We start from the raw sequence: 18,170 nt of genomic DNA, 5'->3' as shown, positions 1-18,170 counted from the left end.
GGCCCAGCCGGTCTCGGGCGCACACGCCGGACGGCCCCCTCCCGATCCCGCGTGCTACGAGCGTCGACTGGCGCTGACGGGGCTAGGCCTCGCGGCGGGCGGCGCGGTCGGCGCGCTCCTGGGCCTTGATCTGGGCCCACTGCTCCTCGACCTCGGCGGGGGTGCTCGCGCTGGAGTCGCCGAAGACGTGGGGGTGACGGCGGACCATCTTCGCGACGAGGGTCGCGGCGACGTCGTCGATGTCGAAGGGGGCGTCGGCCGCGGTCGGTCCCGGCTCGGCCTCGGTCGCGACCCGGGCGTGGAAGAGCACCTGGAGCAGCAGGTCCCCGAGCTCGTCGCGCAGGTCCTCGTAGCGGTGGCTGCCGTCGGCGAGGCCGGCGACCGCCTCGGCGACCTCCTCGGCCTCCTCGAGCGCGTACGGCACGAGCGACTCGTGGGTCTGCTCGGCGTCCCACGGGCACCCGCCGGGGCTGCGCAGGCGGTCCATGACGGCGACGGCGTCGAGCAGCCGGGCGCCCGGCACGTCCCAGGACCCGACAAGCACCTCGATCTCCGGCGGATCCGCGAGCGCCGACAGCTCCGAGGCGAGCGCGTCGGACAGCCCGGGGTCGCCGTCGGCCGACCCGACCCAGACGACCTCGCGCCCGCCGTGCGTCGCCGCGACGAGCCGGCGGGCGAGGACGGGAGGGGTCACCCCTTCGTCGACGCTCTCGACGGGCAGACCGGCCGAGCGCACCGCGCCGGCGAGCGCCTCGTCGTCCGAGCGGCACCACCGCGAGGACGCGCCCTCGAGGCAGCGCCACGCATCACGGCTGAGCAGGCCCGGGGCTACCCGGGGGCTGCTCGCCAGGAGGACGACGCGGGCGGTCACGCTCAGGGAGCGGGCGTGGGCTCGGGGGCCCCGGGCGCCTGCTGCTGCGGTGCCTGCTGCTGGGCGTCCTGCTCGGGCAGCGGCTCGAGCCAGTCCGGCGAGCCCTGGGTGAGGCCCTGGTCGGCGCTGAAGGTGCCGTAGCGCGGGTTGACCCTGACGTCGGCGTCGCCGAGCAGCTCCGCGACCTGCTGCGACTGCTCGGGGGTGAGCTGCTCGCGCACGCTCTGCGCCCGGATGAACTCGACGGTGCCCGCCGACGGCTCGATGCCGAGGTCGCGCAGGACGCGCTCGACGGTCGCCCTCGTCGGCACCTGCGCCTGGGCACCCTGGGCCGCCTCGATGATCTGCGGTGCGAACATCAGCGTCGAGAGCACGTCGCGCGTCGTCAGCTGCTGCTGACCGCCCTGCTCGCGGATGAAGGCGTTCGTCCCCTTCGTCGCCTCCTGGACGTCGCCGACGGTGACCGTGTGGTCGCCCACCGTCGCGGCGGCCTCGGACGGCCAGGTCTGGCCGACCTCCTCGACCTGCTCGGAGCCGCAGCCGGCCAGGCCGACGGCGAGGGCCAGCGCGAGGGGCGCGAGGGCGAGACGGGGGCGTCGGGTCACGACGAGGTCCTTTCGGGTGCTGCGCGTCGGGGGCTCTGCGCCCCAGTGTCCATCACATCATCGAGCATCACCGTACGGATCAGCTCGGCGGCCCAGTCGAGCACCGCCTGGTCGCGAAGGGGGGACCCCCCGATCCGCGCCGTCGTCGGGCGGGGCACGAGGACCGTGCCGGTGCCCTCCTTGTACAGCGATTTCGGGTAGACCCGGGCCAGGCGCAGCTGCTGGGACTCCCGCAGCCGGATCGGCGCGAGGCGGACGTTCTGCCCCTGGGCGACGACGTCGGTGAGGCCCGCGCGACGCACGACGACGCGCAGCCGGGCGACCGCGACGAGGTTGCGCACCGGCTCGGGCAGCGGCCCGTAGCGGTCGACGACCTCCTCGACGATCTCGTCGATGTCGGTCTCGGTCTGTGCGCCGGCGAGCTTCGCGTAGGCCTCGAGCCGCAGCCGCTCCCCCGGGATGTAGTCGTGCGGCAGGTGGGCGTCGACGGGCAGCTCGATGCGCACCTCGGCCGGGGCCGCCTCGCCCTCGCCCTTGAAGTCGGCGACGGCCTCGCCGACCATCCGCACGTACAGGTCGAAGCCGACGCCGGCGATGTGACCGGACTGCTCGCCGCCGAGCAGGTTGCCCGCGCCGCGGATCTCGAGGTCCTTCATCGCGACCTGCATGCCGGCCCCGAGGTCGGTGTTGGCCGCGATGGTCTGCAGCCGGTCGTGCGCCGTCTCCGTCAGCGGCGCCTCGCTCGGGTAGAGGAAGTACGCGTACGCCCGCTCGCGCCCTCGGCCGACACGGCCGCGCAGCTGGTGCAGCTGGCTAAGGCCCAGGCGGTCGGCCCGGTCGAGGATGAGGGTGTTGGCGTTGGAGATGTCCAGCCCGGTCTCGACGATCGTCGTGCACACGAGGACGTCGAAGCGGCGCTCCCAGAAGTCGAGGACGACCTGCTCGAGGCGGTGCTCGCCCATCTTGCCGTGGGCGGTCTCGACCCGGGCCTCCGGCACGAGCTCGCGGATGTGCGCGGCCGTGCGCTCGATCGAGCTCGTGTTGTTGTGGACGTAGAAGACCTGACCCTCGCGCATGAGCTCGCGGCGGATCGCGGCGGCGACCTGCTTGTCCTCGTGCGGCCCGACGAAGGTGAGCACCGGGTGGCGCTCCTCGGGCGGCGTGGCCAGGGTCGACATCTCGCGGATGCCGGTGACCGCCATCTCCAACGTGCGCGGGATCGGCGTCGCCGACATCGCGAGGACGTCGACGGCGGTGCGCATCGCCTTGAGCTGCTCCTTGTGCTCGACGCCGAAGCGCTGCTCCTCGTCGACGACGACGAGTCCGAGGTCCTTGAACTTCACCTCGGAGCCGAGGAGGCGGTGGGTGCCGATGACGAGGTCGACGGACCCGTCGGCGAGCCCGGCGATGACCTCCTTCGCCTGCTTGTCGCTCTGGAAGCGGCTCAGCGAGCGCACGACGACGGGGAAGCCGGCGTACCGCTCGGAGAAGGTGTTGAGGTGCTGCTGGACGAGCAGGGTCGTCGGCACGAGGACGGCGACCTGCTTGCCGTCCTGGATCGCCTTGAAGGCGGCGCGCACGGCGATCTCGGTCTTGCCGTAGCCGACGTCGCCGCAGATGAGGCGGTCCATCGGGACCGCCCGCTCCATGTCGGTCTTGACCTCCTCGATCGTCCCGAGCTGGTCGGGCGTCTCGACGTGGGCGAAGGCCTCCTCGAGCTCGCGCTGCCACGGGGTGTCGGGGCCGAAGGCGTGCCCCTTCGTCGCCATCCGCGCGCTGTAGAGGCGGATGAGCTCACCGGCGATCTGCTTGACGTACTTGCGCGCCTTGGACTTCGTCGCCTTCCAGTCGCTGCCACCCATCTTGTTGACCGTCGGGGTCTCGCCGCCGACGTAGCGGGTGATCTGGTCGAGCTGGTCGGTCGGCACGAAGAGCCGGTCGCCCGGCTGACCGCGCTTGCTCGGTGCGTACTCGAGCACGAGGTACTCGCGGGTCGCGCCCTGCACGGTGCGCTGGATCATCTCGACGAATGCGCCGACGCCGTGCTGCTCGTGCACGACGTAGTCGCCGGGCTGCAGCTCGAGGGGGTCGACCTGCTTGCGCCGCTTCGAGGGCATGCGCCGCATGTCGCGCGTCGATCCGGTCGACCCGCTCGAGCCGAGCAGGTCGGCCTCGGTGAGCATCGCGAGGCGGTCCTCCTCGGCGACGAAGCCGGTCCCGAGCGAGGCGACCGCGACCGCGACGACGCCGGGCTCGAGCGAGGTGCCCTCACGGGTGGGGATGTCGTGGTCGCGCAGGACCTCGCGGACGCGGTCGGCCAGACCGGTGCCGTCGGTCGCGACGAGCACCCGCCAGCCCGCGTCGTGCCAGGTGCGCAGCTGCTCGACCGCGGCGTCGGTGTTGCCGCGGAAGCGCGGCGGCTCCACCGCCGGCACGTGGAGGGCGACGTGCTCGTGCTCGACGGCGTCGGCCATCTGGTCGGCGAGCTCGGTGTCGGCGGCGAAGGGGGTGAGCGTCCACCAGCCGAGGCCGAGGTCGACCGCGTGGTCGCGGGCCTGCGCGAGGGTCCAGTGCGAGGCGGTGCCGAGGACCCCTTCGAGGTCGACGGGCACAGCGTTGCCGCTCGCGGCGTTCGCCCACGAGGCCTGGAGGAACTCCTCGCTCGTCGAGACGAGGTCGTGAGCACGGGTGCGCACGCGCTCGGGGTCGCTGACGACGACCCGTGCGCCCTTGGGCAGCACGTCGAGGACGGACTCCATGCCCTCGACGAGAGCGGGCGCGAGGGACTCCATGCCCTCGACGGCGATACCCTCGGCGACCTTGTGGAGCATGTCGGCGACGCCGGGCAGCTGCTCGGCGAGCTCGGCCGCCCGGGCCCGCACGGCCGGCGTGAGCAGCAGCTCACGGCACGGCGGGGCCCACACGGCTGGGGCCTCGCCGAGGCTGCGCTGGTCGGCGACCTTGAAGTGGCGGATGGACTCGACCGTGTCGCCGAAGAGCTCGACCCGGACGGGGTGCTCCTCCGTCGGGGGGAAGAGGTCGAGGATCCCGCCCCGCACCGCGAAGTCGCCGCGCCGCTGCACGAGATCGGTCCGGGTGTAGGCCGCGGCGGCCAGGGCGTCAACGAGCTGGGCGAGGGGGCGCTCGTCGCCGACGGCGATGCGCACGGGCTCGAGGTCGCCGAGCCCCTTCGCGATCGGCTGCAGGACGGCTCGCACTGACGCGACGACGACCTGCACCGGGCCGTGCTCGGCGTCGTCCGGCGAGGGGTGGGCCAGCCGGCGCAGCACGGCGAGGCGGCGCCCCACCGTGTCGCTGCGGGGGCTGAGCCGCTCGTGCGGCAGCGTCTCCCAGCTGGGGAAGGTGAGGACGGAGGGCTCGTCGAGCAGGCAGCGCAGGGCGCTCGCGAGGTCGTCGGCCTCACGAGCGGTGGCCGTGACGACGAGGAGGGGGGCCACCCCCGTCGCCCCGGGGTCGACCGGACGGCTCAGGAGGGACACGACCGGGGCCCGCAGGCCCGGGGGCACGGAGAGGTCGACCTCGTCGGTGCGGTGTGCGTGGGACAGCAGCTCGGTCACGACCGGGAGGTCGGCGACGGCTGCGCGAAGGGGAGTCAGGGTCTCGCTCATACCGGGGTCCAGTCTGCCGCACGCCCGGCCCTGCAGCGCCCGTGCGGTGTGGCAGGGTCAGGGCATGGGGTGCCGGGCACGCACAGGGACGACCGAGAGCACGGCGAGCGGCGTGCGCCGCTGGCCGGCCGCAGCCGCCGTGATGATCGCCCTCGGGGCGGGCCCGGCGTGCGCCGCGGCCGCCGCCGCTCCCCCACCCGTGAGCGCCGCACCCGCCGCCCCGACGACCGAGCCGATGGACCTGCGCGAGCAGGTCACCGACGAGGCCGGCGTCCTCGGGGACCTCGGCCAGTACGACGAGGCCCTGCAGCGGGCCCGTGACGCGGGCATCCAGCTCTTCGTCGTCTACGTCGACTCCTTCGACGGCACCGAGGGCTCGGCCTGGGCGCAGCAGACCTACGAGCGCTCGGGCATGGGCGGCGACGACGTCCTGCTCGCCGTGGCCGTCGAGGACCGGCGCTACGGCACGTGGGCGAGCGAGGAGTCGGGCCTGTCCGAGAGCGACGACCAGCAGGTCCGCTCGCAGGACATCGAGCCGGCCCTCGGCCGGGACGACTGGGGCGGGGCGGTCGTCGCGGCCGCCGACGGGTATGCCGACGCCCTCACCGGCAGCAGCATCCCGGGCTGGCTGCCCTTCGCGGGGATCGCGGGCGCCGCGGGCGTGGGCGGGCTGCTGCTCAGCCGCCGCCGCTCGCGGACCGGCGCCACGGGCGGCCCGGGCGTCGGCGCTCCGCCGGAGCAGGCCGAGCCGCTCGAGTCGGTCCGGTCGCGGGCGGGGACCGCGCTCGTCGACCTCGACAACGCCCTGCGCGCCTCGGCCGAGGAGCTGACCTTCGCGCAGGCGCAGTTCGGCACCCAGGCCACCCTGCGCTTCGAGCAGACCCTCGCCGCGGCCCGCGCCCAGGCGAGCGAGGCCTTCGGCGTGCAGCGCGAGCTCGACGACGCGCAGCGTCAGGGCACCCTCGACCCCGCCCGGGCCCGCGCCGGCTACGAGCGCATCCTCGCCCTGGCCGCCGACGCCGACGCCCGGCTCGACGCCGAGGAGGAGGAGTTCGTCCGGCTGCGCGACCTGCAGTCGCGGGTGCCCGAGGTGCTCGCCGACCTCGACGTGCGCGCCGGCGAGGTCGAGGAGCGCATCCCCGTCGCCGAGCAGGAGCTCGCCGGGCTGCGCGCCACCCACCCGCCCGAGGCCCTCGTCTCGGTCGGGCACGACGTCGAGCAGGCCCGTGGCCTCGTCGCCTCGGCCCGCGAGCTCGTCGCCACCGGGCGCGAGCACCTCGCCCAGGGCGACAACCGACCCGCCGCCGTCGCTGCCGCCCGAGCGGCGGAGGACGCCCTCGGGCAGGCGGTGGCCGCTCTTGACGCCGTCTCCGGCGCGCAGGGCGTGCTCGCCGACGCGGCGGGGCACCTCGACCGGGCGCTCGCCTCGATCACCTCCGACGTCGCCGACGCCGAGCGCCTCGGCGCGCACGACCAGCTGACGACCACCGCGCTCGCCGCGGCCCGCACGGCGATCGACGACGGGGTGCGCGCCCGCTCCGGCGGCGACCCCCTCGCCGCCCTCAGCGCGCTGACGAGCGCCGAGCGCGACCTCGACGCCGCGCTCGCCCCGCACCGCGAGGCCGACGAGGTGCGCCGGCGCGCCGCGGACCTCGTCGCACGCCGGGCGCAGACCGTGCGCGCGCGGCTCGACTCGGTCCAGGCGACGATCTCGCGCACCCGGGGCGCCGTGTCCGTCGAGGCCCGCACCGACATCGACCAGGCCTACCAGCTCCTCGCGCAGGCAGAGCAGGCCACCGCCACGGACGCCGACCGTGCGGACGACCTCCTCGGCCAGGCCGAGCGCCTCGGCGAGCGGGCCCTGTCCACCGCCCGGAGCGACGTCGACGACTGGCGCAGCGGCGGCCGGGGCGGCTACGGCGGGGGCTTCGGGGGCGGCAGCCGTGGGCTCGACCCCACCTCGATCATCCTCGGCGGCATCCTCTCCGGGGGCTTCGGAGGCGGCAGCCGCGGGGGCGGCTGGGGCGGCAGCTCCGGCGGCTTCGGAGGAGGCTTCGGCGGCGGGGGTGGCGGAGGCGGCGGCTTCGGCGGGGGTGGTCGCTTCTGACCCGCTCCCCCGGCCCGCCGGCGCGGCACCCCCTTCGCCGGACGACCACGACGACCCACCACCTCGAGCGCACCACACCCATCCGCAGCACCACCACCGGCGCGACCGCGCCGAGACAGGAAGGCCAACGATGACCCAGAAGCAGACCCTCCTCGGCCGCGTCGCCCAGCTGGCGAAGGCGAACATCAACTCGATGCTCGACCGGGCCGAGGACCCCGAGAAGATGCTCGACCAGCTCGTGCGCGACTACACGAGCTCGATCGCCGAGGCCGAGGAGGCCGTCGCGCAGACCATCGCCGGGGTGCGCCTGGCCGAGGCCGACCTCGAGGAGGACCGCGCCGCGGCCACCGAGTGGGGCCGCAAGGCCGGCGCCGCGTCGAGCAAGGCCGACCAGCTGCGCGGGGCGGGCGACACCGCCGGCGCCGACAAGTTCGACGGGCTGGCCCGGGTCGCCCTGCAGCGCCAGATCCAGTTCGAGGGAGAGGTCACCGAGGCCGAGCCGCGCATCCAGGCGCAGAACGCGACGGTCGAGCAGCTCAAGGGTGGGCTGACCCAGATGCGCACGAAGCTCGAGGACCTCAAGGGCCGTCGCGACCAGCTCGTCGCGCGGGCCCGCTCGGCCGAGGCCCAGGAGCGGGTGCAGGGCGCGATCCGCTCGATCGACGTCATGGACCCCACGAGCGAGCTGTCCCGCTTCGAGGACAAGATCAAGCACCAGGAGGCAATGGTCGCCGGCCGCGCCGAGGCCCAGTCGACGAGCATCGAGGACCAGTTCGCCGAGCTCGAGGACCACTCGCACGACGCCGAGATCGAGGCCCGCCTCCAGCAGCTCAAGGGCGGCGCCTGAGCCACCCCTCGTCCGGGCTGCGCCCGGACGAGGTCAGGGGCGCGGGGCGTGGACGACCTGCTGGGCGTCGGTGAGCCCGCGGTGCACGAGCAGCTCGACCGCGTCGGCGGCGTCGTCGAGCAGGAAGGGCAGCTCGGGCCGCTCGGTGCTCGAGAAGTCCTTGAGGACGAAGCTCGCCGGGTCCATGCGGCCCGGCGGGCGGCCGATCCCGACCCGCACCCGCAGGTAGTCCTTCGTCCCGAAGGAGCTCGTGATCGAGCGCAGGCCGTTGTGGCCCCCTTCGCCGCCGCCCTGCTTGAGCCGCACCTCTCCGAAGGGGATGTCGAGCTCGTCGTGGACGACGACGAGGTGGTCGACGTCGACGGAGAAGAAGCTGGCGAGCGCCTTCGTCGGGCCGCCGGAGACGTTCATGTACGCGGTCGGCACGCCGAGCACGACGCGCGGCCCGAGGCCGCCGCCGGGCGGCGCGAGGCGGGTGGACTCGGCGCGGGCCCCGGCCTTGTGGGCCCGCAGGCTCGTCCCCGCCCGCCGGGCCAGCTCCTCGACGACCATCGCGCCGACGTTGTGGCGGTTGCCCGCGTACTTCTCCCCGGGGTTGCCCAGGCCGACCACCAGCCACGTCTGCTCGCTCACGAGGCGCAAGCGTAGACACATGACGAAGGGGGAGCCGAACCCGCTCGGGCTCGGCTCCCCCTCGTCGAGGTGCGTGTCGGAGGATCAGGCCTCCGGGTTGCCGTCCTCGGGGGACTCCATGGGGGCGTCGCCCTCGGCGAGCTGCTTGTCGCTCGGCGAGCCCTCGGTCTCGTCCTCGGACTCGTCGCGCTCGACACCGGCCTCGGCCTCGGCCTCGGCGAGCTCGGCCTCGAGGGCCTCGGCGGAGATCTGCTCGGTGATGTTGACGACGAGCGTCTCGGGGTCGGTGACGAGGGTGGAGCCCTTGGGGACCTCGACCTCGGAGGCGAGGACCTGGGTGCCGGCCTCGAGGCCCTCGACGGAGACGACGATCGACTCGGGGATGCTCGTGACGTCGGCCTCGACCTCGAGGGTCTGGGCGTCGACGGTGACGATGGTCTCCGGACCGGCCTCGCCCTCGACGTGCACGGGGACCTCGACGGTGACCTTCTCGCCCTTCTTGACGACGACGAGGTCGACGTGCTCGATCCACGGCTTGAGGACGTGGCGCTGCACGTCCTTGGCCAGGGCGTACTCCTGCTGGCCGTCGACGACGATCGTCAGCAGCGCGTTGGCGTTGTACTTCAGCGCCATCATCGTGTCGTGACCCGGGAGGGTGATGTGGCGGGGCTCCTCGCCGTGGCCGTACATGACGGCGGGGATCTTGTCGGCGCGGCGGATGCGGCGGGCCGCGCCCTTGCCGAACTCGGTGCGGATCTCGGCGTCGATGCGGATCTCGTCGCTGGACATGCGGGGCTCCTTCAGCTGGGGGACGACCCGTGTCAGCGGGTCGCGTCATATCGGGCGGTGGGCCTCGACGTGGGGCGCAGCACGGACGGCAGCAGGACACGGAGGTCCACCGCGTCGATCACGGATCGCTGCGACTGTGCAACGTCCCTCGCCGAGGCAACCCGGTGATCCTAGTGGACCTGCGCGGAGGGGCCAAAACCGACCGGGTGGTCCTGCGCCGTCTCGTCGGCCTCGCTCACGGCGACGTCGGTCGCACCGGCCTCGCTCGCGGGAGCCGGCGGCTCTCCCTCGCCGAGCTTGACCGCCGCGACCCCGGCGAGGATGGCCAGACCGCCGAGGACCTGGATCGGTGCCATGGCCTGGCCGACGAGCACCCAGGCGAAGACGATGGCGAAGAGCACCTCGCTGAGGCCGACGAAGGAGGCGATCGTCGCCCCGAGCATCCGGGCGGCGGCGATGCCGCTGACGTAGGCGACCGCGCCGGCGACGACGGCGAGCTCGGCGATGGCGACCCACCACGGGGCCGACCAGCCGGCGAGGTCGACCCGGCCGGTCGGGGCGGCGAGCGGCAGCACGCCGACGAGGGCCGCGGCACCCAGGCTCAGCGCACCGATGACGAGTCCGGCGCCGGCGTAGGTCATCGGGGGCAGCGCGTCCTCCTCGTCGGAGGAGAGGAGGAAGAAGAAGACGAGCCCGACGGCGGCGAGCAGGCCCCACATGACGCCGACGAGGTCGACCCGGGCCCCGGAGAAGACGTCGAGGACGAGCACGAGACCGAGCACCGCGGCGGCGACACCGACGACGGTCAGCCGGCTCGGGCGGCGGCCGTGGCGCAGCCACATCCAGCCGACGATGAGGACAGGCGCCAGGTACTCGAGCAGCAGCGCGACGCCGACCGAGAGGTGGTCAACGGCGTTGAAGTAGGCGAGCTGGCAGCCGGCGACGGCGACGACGCCGTACGCGGCGACCTTGGGCAGGTTGCGGCGCAGCAGGGCCCAGCGGCCGCGCAGGGCGACGAGCGCCGGCACGAGCATGAGCAGCGCGGCACCGGTGATGCGCGCGGTGACGATCGCCCCGGGCGTCCAGCCGGCCTGCATGAGCGAGGCGCCGAAGGTGCCCGACGAGCCGAAGGTCGCCGCCGAGAAGAGGGCCACCGCGAGACCGGCGACGAAGGGGGTGGGGCGCTGGGTCACGGGGACCTCCTCGAGTGATCGTCATGAGTGACATAGACTGATGGTGATGACGATATGCGTCCCCGACGTCAGGAGTCAAGATGTCTTTTGGTCATGACACCAACGATGCGCTGCGCGGCACCGCGGCCCTGGTCAACACCGCCGTCGGGGCCTTCCCCGACGCCGACGGCAACACGCTCTCGAGCGTCGCGCAGCTCGAGGACTTCTTCGGGCACTGGGGCTGGACCGGGCGGCGGGTCGGCGACGAGGCCGAGCTCGAGCAGGTGCGGGCGCTGCGGCCCCGGTTGCGCGAGGTGTGGCTGGCCGCCGACGACCCGGAGCGCGTCGTCGACCTCGTCAACGCGCTGCTGCGCGACGGCCAGGCCCTCCCCCAGCTCGTCGACCACGACGGCTACGGCTTCCACATCCACGCGACCTCGCCCGACGCGCCGCTCGCCCGACGCATGCAGGTCGAGGCGGCGATGGCCTTCGTCGACGTCATCCGGGCCGACGAGCTCGGCCGGCTGCGCATCTGCGCGGCCGACGACTGCGACGACGTCGTCGTCGACCTCTCGCGCAACCGCTCGAAGCGCTACTGCGAAGGGGGCTGCGGCAACCGCCTCGCCGCCGCCGCCTACCGCTCCCGCCAGGGCGACTGACTCCCCCTTCGCCCGGGCACCCCCACCCCGGCTCGCCCGCCCACCCTCCCGAGGGTGAGCACGAATCGCCGCTACGACGACTGCGTAGCGGCGATTCGCGCTCACCGGGAGTTGCTGTGGACAGCCCGTCGGCGCCCACCGGGCTTCTCGGCACCATCGAGGGCATGCCCCGCGCACCGCGGCCGCTCCCCAGGTCACTGGGACGGGCCTTCACGAGCGCTGATGCCGGCGTCGCCGGCGTCGCCGACCAGAGGCTGCGCCGAGGTGACCTCGTCGCGGTGACCCACGGGGTCCACAGCCTCGATCGCCTCGACGGCGACGCCCGGCTCGCCGCCGTCGCACTCGGGCTGCCCGCCCCCTTCGCCTACTCGCACCTCACCGCCGCACGGATCTGGGCTCTGCCCCTCCCGACCTGGACCGACGCCGACGAGCGGCTCCACGTCATCAGGCCCACGGCGCAGGCTCAGGTGCGCCGACCCGGCATCACCGGGCACCGTGGTCTCGAGACGCGGGCCACGACGTCAGTGCGCGGGCTGCCCGTCACGACCCGTGCTGAGACGTGGGCGGACCTGGGTGCCGTGGGCCTGACCCGCGACGACCTGGTCGCCGTCGGCGACTGCGTCGTGCGCGGTCGGCCCGAGCTGCTCGCTGGCTTGCACCGGGTCGCCCGCACGCGGCGTCTCGGATCGGCTCGTCTGCGCGACGCGGCTGCGCTCGTCCGCGTCGGGTCACGCTCGGTGATGGAGACGAGGACGCGGCTCGCGCTCGCTCAGGCAGGCCTGCCGGAGCCGCTCCTCAACGCGCGGATCTGCACCGACGACGGCGAGGAGGTGGCCTGCTGCGACCTGGTCTGGCCGGATGCGAAGGTCGTGGTCGAGTACGAGGGCGACCACCACCGGACAGATCGGACCCAGTGGCGGCTGGACATCACCCGGGTACGACGGCTCGAGTCCCTCGGCTGGCGCGTCCTGCGGATCACTGCGGACGACCTCCGGGGGTCTCGCCTCGCAGACCTCGTGTCGCTGCTGCGGGGCCTGCTCGGCTGAGCGGCCGGGTGAGCGCGAATCGCCGCTACGTCCTGGCCGTAGCGGCGATTCGTGCTCACCTCTGCGAGGTGGGGCGAAGGGAGGTCAGGCGCGGCCCTCGAAGAGGGAGGTCACCGACCCGTCCTCGAAGACCTCACGGATGGCGGCCGAGATGAGCGGCGCGATCGACAGGACGGTCAGCCCCTCGAAGTGCTGCTCGGGCGTCAGCGGGAGGGTGTTGGTGACGATGATCTCCTCGGCCGAGCACGCGGTCATCCGCTCGACGGCCGGCGGGGAGAAGATCGGGTGGGTCGCGGCGATGACGACGCCCGCGGCGCCCTCGGCCATGATCGCGTCGGCGGCCTTGGTGATCGTGCCGGCGGTGTCGATCATGTCGTCGACGAGCACGCACAGACGGCCCTCGACCTCGCCGACGACGCGGTTGGCGACGGTCTCGTTCGGGCGCGAGATGTCACGCGTCTTGTGGATGAAGGCCAGCGGCGCCCCGCCGAGCTGGCGCGACCACTGCTCCGCGACCTTGATCCGGCCGGCGTCCGGGGAGACGACGGCGAGCTGCCGGTCGCCGTACTTCTCGCGGACGTGGCGGGCGAGGATCGGCATCGCCATGAGGTGGTCGACGGGGCCGTCGAAGAAGCCCTGGATCTGGTCGGTGTGCAGGTCGACCGAGATGAGCCGGTCGGCACCGGCGGTCTTGAAGAGGTCGGCCATGAGCCGGCCGCTGATCGGCTCGCGCCCCTTGTGCTTCTTGTCCTGACGCCCGTAGCCGTAGAAGGGCTGCACCACGGTGATCCGCTTCGCGCTCGCGCGCTTGAGGGCGTCGACCATGATGAGCTGCTCCATGATCGCCTCGTTGATCGGCGTCGCGTGGCTCTGGATGACGAAGGCGTCGCAGCCACGCACCGACTCCTCGTAGCGCACGTAGATCTCGCCGTTGGCGAACTCGTAGGCGCTCGTGGGCACGAGGTCGGTGCCCAGGGAGGCCGCGACCTCTTCTGCGAGCGCGGTGTGGGTGCGCCCGGAGAAGACCATGAGGTTCTTCTCGGGGGTCTTCTGGATGCCGGTCACGGTGCCTCGACTTTCGTGCGGTGCTGCAGGGGGTGTGCGGAGGGGGTCAGCTGGTGTGCGGGGCGGACTGCGCCGCCTGCGCCGCCTGGGCGGTCGCGGTGCCGGCGCGGCGACGCTCGACCCAGCCGTCGACGTTGCGCTGCTGGCCGCGGGCGATGGCGATCTGGCCGGGCTCGACGGCCCCGGTGATCGCGGACCCGGCGGCGACGTAGGCGCCGTCGGCGATGTCGAGCGGTGCGACGAGGACGGAGTTGCTGCCGACGAAGGAGTGGGCCCCGACGTTCGTGCGGCCCTTGCTCACCCCGTCGTAGTTGGCGAAGATCGTGCCTGCGCCGATGTTGGCCCCGTCGCCGATGACCGCGTCGCCGCAGTAGGTGAGGTGCGGGACCTTGGCCCCGTCGCCGATCTTCGCGTTCTTCGTCTCGACGAAGCCGCCGATCTTGCCCTTCGCACCGAGCTCGGTGCCGGGGCGCAGGTAGCTGTACGGGCCGACGGTCGCGCCGGCGCCGATGACGGCGAGGTGGGCCTCGGCACGCTTGACCTCGGCGCCGTCGTGGACCTCGGTGTCGACGAGTGTGACGTCGGGGCCGACGACGACGTCCTCGCCGATGCTCGTCGCGCCGAGCAGCTGGGTGCCCGGGCGGATCACGGTGTCGGCGCCGATCGTCACGTCGACGTCGATCCACGTCGTCGCGGGGTCGACGATCGTCACGCCGGCCCGCATGTGCCGCTCGCAGACCCGGTCGTTGAGCACCCGGCCGAGCTGGGCGAGCTGGGTGCGGTCGTTGACGCCCTCGGTCTGCCACAGGTCCTCGAGGACGTGCGCGATGACGTGGCCGCCCTCCTCGCGGGCGAGCGCGATGACGTCGGTGATGTACTTCTCGCCCTGCGCGTTGTCGGTGCCGACGCGCGGCAGCTGACGACGCAGCACGTCGAGGTCGAAGGCGTAGATGCCGGAGTTGATCTCGCGGACCGCGCGCTCGGGCTCCGTCGCGTCCTTGAACTCGACGATCCGCTCGACCGAGCCGTCGGCGCCGCGGATGATCCGGCCGTACATCTTCGCGTCCTCGAGGACGGAGGTCATGACGGTCGCGACCGCGCCGGCCTCGACGTGCGCGGCGGTGAGGGCGGAGATCGTCTCGGCGGTGAGCAGCGGGACGTCGCCCATCGTCACGACGACGGTGCCCGTGAGGTCCGCCGGCAGGGCGTCGAGACCGCACTCGGCGGCACGGCCGGTGCCCTTGACCTCGTCCTGGTCCGCGACGATCACCGGCGTGCCCGACGAGGCGTTGCGCTCCTCGACGTAGGCCGCGACCCGGTCGCGCTGGTGGCGGATGACGACGACGGTCGAGTCGGCACCAGCACCGCTGGCCGCCCGCATCGCGTGCCCGAGGAGGGTGTCGCCGCCGATCGGGTGGAGGACCTTCGGGGTCTTGCTCTTCATCCTCGTGCCCTCGCCGGCGGCGAGGATGATGACGGCGGACGGGCGGGCGTCACTCACGTGCTGCTCCCAGCTGCTCGGGTCAGGGATGTCCCGTCGGGACCTCGACACTCTACCCAGGGGCGAAGGGAGCGGCCGAACCGACGAGGTCAGGCGCCCCCCCTTCGCCCCTCAGAGCGGGGCGAGGAAGGCGCGGACCCGCTCGAGCAGCAGCGCGGCCGCGTCGGGGTCGTAGGCGTCGAGCGAGGAGTCGGCGAAGAGGTGCTCGTCGCCGGGGTAGACGAAGAGCTCGGCCCGCTCGCTCGACGCGACGAGCTCGCGGGCGGCGGGCAGGTCCTCGTCGAAGAACTCGTCCCCCTCTTTGCCGTGCACCTGCACGGGTACGTCCTGCGGCCACCGCTCCCCGTACTCGGCCACGGGCATGCACGAGCAGAGCAGCAGGGCGCCGCGGGCGCCGGGTCGCGTCTGGGCCAGCTGCTGGGCGATCGTCACGCCGAAGGAGAACCCGGCGTAGACGAGCGCCTCCCCCAGCCCGTCGACGGCGTCGGCACCCCGGCGGCGCACGACGTCGAGCCCGGCCTCGCGGGCGTACCCGAAGCCCTCCTCGATGCTCGCGAAGGTCCGCCCCTCGAAGAGGTCGGGCGTGTGCACGGTGTGCCCCGCCTCGCGCAGGGCGTCGGCGAAGGCGACGACGCCCGGCGTCAGCCCCTGGATGTGGTGGTAGAGCAGCACCTCGGTCATGTGACGTCCTCCTCGACGAATGATCCACTGATGTGGAACGTTCGACGACGGTAGTCTCGTGCGGCATGGAGGACAACCCCCCGGGCCACGAGCTCGCCGACCGGATGGCGCTCACGCAGCCCGCCCAGGTGCGTGCGCTCGCCCACCCCCTGCGCACGACGATCCTCCAGCTGCTCCTCGAGCGCGCGGCGTCGGTGACCGAGCTGGCGAGCGCCCTGGACCGCCCGAAGAGCACCGTCGCCCACCACGTCGCCGTCCTCGTGCGCGCCGACCTGCTCCGGGTCGTGAGCACCCGGCGCGTCCGGGCCGTCGAGGAGCGCCTCTACGGGCGGACAGCACGACTCTTCTACGTCGCCCCCCAGGGCTCGTCGGGCGAGGAGATGCCGCGGGACTTCAACGACTTCGAGGTGGCGGCCGCCGAGTCGGGACCGGCCTTCGAGCGCGGCGAGCTGTGGGGCTTCGTCCGGCACGCGCGCATCGCGCCCGAGCAGGCATCGGCCTTCTGGCAGCGGATGAGCGAGCTCGTCGACGACTTCGACCGCCTCCCGCGCTCCGGCGAGACGACGTACGGCTTCGTGGTCGGGATCTACCCGACCGACCACCCGCGACTGCCCCCGCCGACCTGACCGGGACCCCGGGCGAAGGGGGGACGCCCCGGGCGCGACGCGCCCGCACCTGCGCTCCCCGGGCAGGAGTCGAACCTGCGTCGCTTGTCCTGATTCAAAGTCAGGCGGGCCCTGCCGGCAGACCAACCGGGGAACGCCGCCGTGCGGCGGCGCCCCCAGGGTAGTTGACGGGTCGCCGACCCCTCAGACCTGCTGGATCTCGACGCGGTTGCCCACCGGGTCGTCGGTGTGGAAGCGCCGGACACCGGGGATCGCCTCGTCCCACCGCACGGGCCGGCCGGCGACCTCGACGGCCGCAGCCACCTCGTCGACGTCCTCGACGAGCAGGCACGGGTGCGCCTTGCGGGCGGGCGCGAAGCCCTCCTCGACACCGCAGTGCAGCTGCTGGTCGCCGACGGCGAACCAGACCCCTCCGCGGGCGGCGAGGACGGGCGGCTTGGGGACCTCGGGCAGACCGAGCACGGAGCCGTAGAAGGCGCGCAGGTCGTCCTCGCTGCCCCGCGGGCAGGCGATCTGCACGTGGTGGAGGCCGACGGCGACCATCAGGCGACCTTGTGGCCGACGGCGAAGACCCGTCGGAAGGGCAGGAGCACCCCGGCCGGGGTGCGGGGGTAGGCCTGGGCGACGCGCTCGCCGTACTCGGCGAGGAAGGCCGAGCGCTCCTCGTCGTCGGTGAGGACGTCGAGGATCGGGCGCAGCCCGGTCCCGCTCACCCAGTCCAGGACAGGGTTGTCCTGCTCACCGGCCGGGTCGAGGACGTGCGTGTACGTGGTCTCCCACGCGTCGACCTCGAGACCGCGCCCGGCGAGGATCTGCAGGTAGGTGCTCGGCTCCCCCGCACCGAAGCGCTTCGTCGCGGCCTCGAGCTCGGCCGCCCGTGGGTGCGCGACCGCCATCTCGCGCATGATCGCGTGCGTCGGCGAGGCGAAGTTGCCCGGCACCTGCAGCGCGAGCCAGCCGTCGGGGGCGAGGGCGTCGGCCCAGCCCTCGACGACGCGCAGGTGGCCCGGCACCCACTGCAGCGTCGCGTTGCTCACGACGACGTCGGGCGCCTGGCCCAGCGACACGAGCGTCCACGTCGACAGATCGCCCTCGACCCACTCGACGCGGCCGTCGAGGTCTTTCGCCCGGGCCGACTCGAGCATCGAGGTGCTGCTGTCGACCCCGACGACGCGGGCCCGGGGCCAGCGCTGCGCGAGGGTGAGGGTCGCGATCCCGTTGCCGCACCCGAGGTCGGCGACGAGCCGCGGCTCGCGCGCGCCCACCCGGGCGGTGAGATCGGCGAAGGGTCGTGTCCGCTCGCTCGCGAACTTCTCGTACAGCGTGGGGTCCCAGCTCGGCATCGTCAGCCTCCTGCGTCGTCTGCCCCGATCCTAGGAGAGATGTCTCTCGACGTGAAGATACTTGGCAGGCCGTATTCTTGACGGGTGCCCGAACGTCACCCCATCCACGACGACGTCGACGAGATCGTCGACGCCTGGCGTCGTGAGCGCCCCGACCTCGACCCCGAGCCGATGCACGTCATGTCGCGCATCTCGCGGCTGGCCCGCCGGCTCGACCTCGACCGGTCCAGCGCCTTCGCCCGCCACGGGATGGACGGCTGGGAGTTCGACGTCCTGTCGACGCTGCGCCGCGCCGGCCCGCCCTACGAGCTCTCCCCCGGTGACCTCGTGCGGGCCACGCTCGTCACGAGCGGCACGATGACCAACCGGATCGACCGGCTCACCGCCCGCGGCTGGGTCGAGCGCGCACCGTCCCCGCGGGACCGTCGCAGCGTCATCGTCCGGCTCACCGACGACGGGCGCACCGCCGTCGACGCCGCCCTGGCCGACCTGCTCGAGCGCGAGCGCGACATCCTCGCCGACCTCGGTCCGGGCGACCAGGCCGACCTCGTCGCGCAGCTGCGCCGCCTCCTCGCCCCCTTCGAGGGCTAGGACGA

The 18,170-nt window shown here is 73.5% G+C and carries 17 protein-coding genes and 1 tRNA gene; 6 read left to right on the top strand and 12 right to left on the bottom strand.

Translation table 11 applies throughout. The features are described 5' to 3' along the window. Positions 1-82: 82 nt before the first annotated feature. From ABIB53_RS06565 to mfd, 3 genes are read right to left on the bottom strand one after another with little or no spacing between them, the layout of a single operon-like run. On the bottom strand, positions 83-871 hold the full coding sequence (locus tag ABIB53_RS06565; RefSeq protein ID WP_354587580.1) for a MazG nucleotide pyrophosphohydrolase domain-containing protein: 789 nt from the start codon (positions 869-871) through the stop codon (positions 83-85). Between the two features lie 2 nt (positions 872-873). After that, positions 874-1,476: a hypothetical protein gene (locus tag ABIB53_RS06560; protein ID WP_354587579.1), complete on the bottom strand. Its 603-nt coding sequence runs from the start codon at positions 1,474-1,476 to the stop codon at positions 874-876. Further along, positions 1,473-5,105 (bottom strand): transcription-repair coupling factor, encoded by a 3,633-nt coding sequence (gene mfd, locus ABIB53_RS06555; protein WP_354587578.1) that lies wholly within the window; start codon positions 5,103-5,105, stop codon positions 1,473-1,475. Before mfd ends, ABIB53_RS06560 begins: the two co-directional genes overlap by 4 nt. A 64-nt stretch (positions 5,106-5,169) precedes the next feature. Between mfd and ABIB53_RS06550 the strand changes: the two genes are divergently transcribed. Both ABIB53_RS06550 and ABIB53_RS06545 read left to right on the top strand, forming a co-directional pair. Next, complete coding sequence (locus ABIB53_RS06550) at positions 5,170-7,212, top strand: TPM domain-containing protein (RefSeq protein WP_354587577.1); 2,043 nt, start codon at positions 5,170-5,172, stop codon at positions 7,210-7,212. 130 nt (positions 7,213-7,342) lie between these two features. Continuing rightward, positions 7,343-8,059: a PspA/IM30 family protein gene (locus tag ABIB53_RS06545; RefSeq protein ID WP_123091238.1), complete on the top strand. Its 717-nt coding sequence runs from the start codon at positions 7,343-7,345 to the stop codon at positions 8,057-8,059. Between the two features lie 33 nt (positions 8,060-8,092). Here the strand turns inward: ABIB53_RS06545 and pth are convergent, their stop codons facing one another. The 3 genes from pth to ABIB53_RS06530 form a co-directional block, all read right to left on the bottom strand. Next, the gene (pth, locus tag ABIB53_RS06540; RefSeq protein ID WP_191565153.1) at positions 8,093-8,713 is read right to left on the bottom strand and encodes an aminoacyl-tRNA hydrolase; all 621 of its coding nucleotides are present in this window, start codon (positions 8,711-8,713) and stop codon (positions 8,093-8,095) included. Positions 8,714-8,776: 63 nt separating this feature from the next. Then, positions 8,777-9,481, bottom strand: coding sequence for a 50S ribosomal protein L25/general stress protein Ctc (locus tag ABIB53_RS06535; RefSeq protein WP_123091240.1), 705 nt, complete (start codon positions 9,479-9,481; stop codon positions 8,777-8,779). A 170-nt stretch (positions 9,482-9,651) separates the two neighbouring features. Continuing rightward, positions 9,652-10,674: an EamA family transporter gene (locus ABIB53_RS06530; protein ID WP_354587576.1), complete on the bottom strand. Its 1,023-nt coding sequence runs from the start codon at positions 10,672-10,674 to the stop codon at positions 9,652-9,654. An 80-nt stretch (positions 10,675-10,754) separates the two neighbouring features. Between ABIB53_RS06530 and ABIB53_RS06525 the strand changes: the two genes are divergently transcribed. Next, positions 10,755-11,312: a CGNR zinc finger domain-containing protein gene (locus tag ABIB53_RS06525; protein ID WP_354587575.1), complete on the top strand. Its 558-nt coding sequence runs from the start codon at positions 10,755-10,757 to the stop codon at positions 11,310-11,312. 164 nt (positions 11,313-11,476) lie between these two features. Continuing rightward, on the top strand, positions 11,477-12,358 hold the full coding sequence (locus tag ABIB53_RS06520) for a DUF559 domain-containing protein (RefSeq protein WP_354587574.1): 882 nt from the start codon (positions 11,477-11,479) through the stop codon (positions 12,356-12,358). A gap of 84 nt (positions 12,359-12,442) precedes the next feature. Here ABIB53_RS06520 and ABIB53_RS06515 read toward each other — a convergent pair whose 3' ends face one another. The 3 genes from ABIB53_RS06515 to ABIB53_RS06505 all read right to left on the bottom strand — a co-directional run bounded on the left by ABIB53_RS06515 (position 12,443) and on the right by ABIB53_RS06505 (position 15,605). Next, complete coding sequence (locus tag ABIB53_RS06515; protein WP_123091244.1) at positions 12,443-13,423, bottom strand: ribose-phosphate diphosphokinase; 981 nt, start codon at positions 13,421-13,423, stop codon at positions 12,443-12,445. 46 nt (positions 13,424-13,469) lie between these two features. After that, positions 13,470-14,924 (bottom strand): bifunctional UDP-N-acetylglucosamine diphosphorylase/glucosamine-1-phosphate N-acetyltransferase GlmU, encoded by a 1,455-nt coding sequence (gene glmU / locus ABIB53_RS06510; RefSeq protein WP_123091245.1) that lies wholly within the window; start codon positions 14,922-14,924, stop codon positions 13,470-13,472. A gap of 111 nt (positions 14,925-15,035) precedes the next feature. Beyond that, positions 15,036-15,605: a dienelactone hydrolase family protein gene (locus ABIB53_RS06505; RefSeq protein WP_354587572.1), complete on the bottom strand. Its 570-nt coding sequence runs from the start codon at positions 15,603-15,605 to the stop codon at positions 15,036-15,038. Positions 15,606-15,670: 65 nt separating this feature from the next. Between ABIB53_RS06505 and ABIB53_RS06500 the strand changes: the two genes are divergently transcribed. After that, on the top strand, positions 15,671-16,231 hold the full coding sequence (locus tag ABIB53_RS06500; RefSeq protein WP_354587571.1) for an ArsR/SmtB family transcription factor: 561 nt from the start codon (positions 15,671-15,673) through the stop codon (positions 16,229-16,231). A 54-nt stretch (positions 16,232-16,285) separates the two neighbouring features. Here ABIB53_RS06500 and ABIB53_RS06495 read toward each other — a convergent pair. From ABIB53_RS06495 to ABIB53_RS06485, 3 genes are all read right to left on the bottom strand, one after another. Then, positions 16,286-16,364, bottom strand: a tRNA-Gln gene (locus tag ABIB53_RS06495). Between the two features lie 50 nt (positions 16,365-16,414). Further along, on the bottom strand, positions 16,415-16,774 hold the full coding sequence (locus tag ABIB53_RS06490; protein WP_068273171.1) for a VOC family protein: 360 nt from the start codon (positions 16,772-16,774) through the stop codon (positions 16,415-16,417). Continuing rightward, positions 16,774-17,574 carry a methyltransferase domain-containing protein gene (locus ABIB53_RS06485; RefSeq protein ID WP_354587569.1) on the bottom strand — a complete coding sequence of 267 codons (801 nt, stop codon included), beginning with the start codon at positions 17,572-17,574 and terminating at the stop codon, positions 16,774-16,776. The genes ABIB53_RS06490 and ABIB53_RS06485 overlap by 1 nt, the downstream gene beginning before the upstream one ends. Before the next feature lie 84 nt (positions 17,575-17,658). Between ABIB53_RS06485 and ABIB53_RS06480 the strand changes: the two genes are divergently transcribed. Further along, entirely contained in the window at positions 17,659-18,165 is a 507-nt protein-coding gene (locus ABIB53_RS06480; RefSeq protein WP_275898487.1) for a MarR family winged helix-turn-helix transcriptional regulator, read from the top strand. Positions 18,166-18,170: the final 5 nt, after the last annotated feature.

This window comes from Janibacter sp. UYMM211, from assembly GCF_040547045.1.
Taxonomy (GTDB): Bacteria; Actinomycetota; Actinomycetes; order Actinomycetales; family Dermatophilaceae; genus Marihabitans; species Marihabitans melonis.
This window is presented reverse-complemented; position numbering and strand designations above follow the sequence as displayed.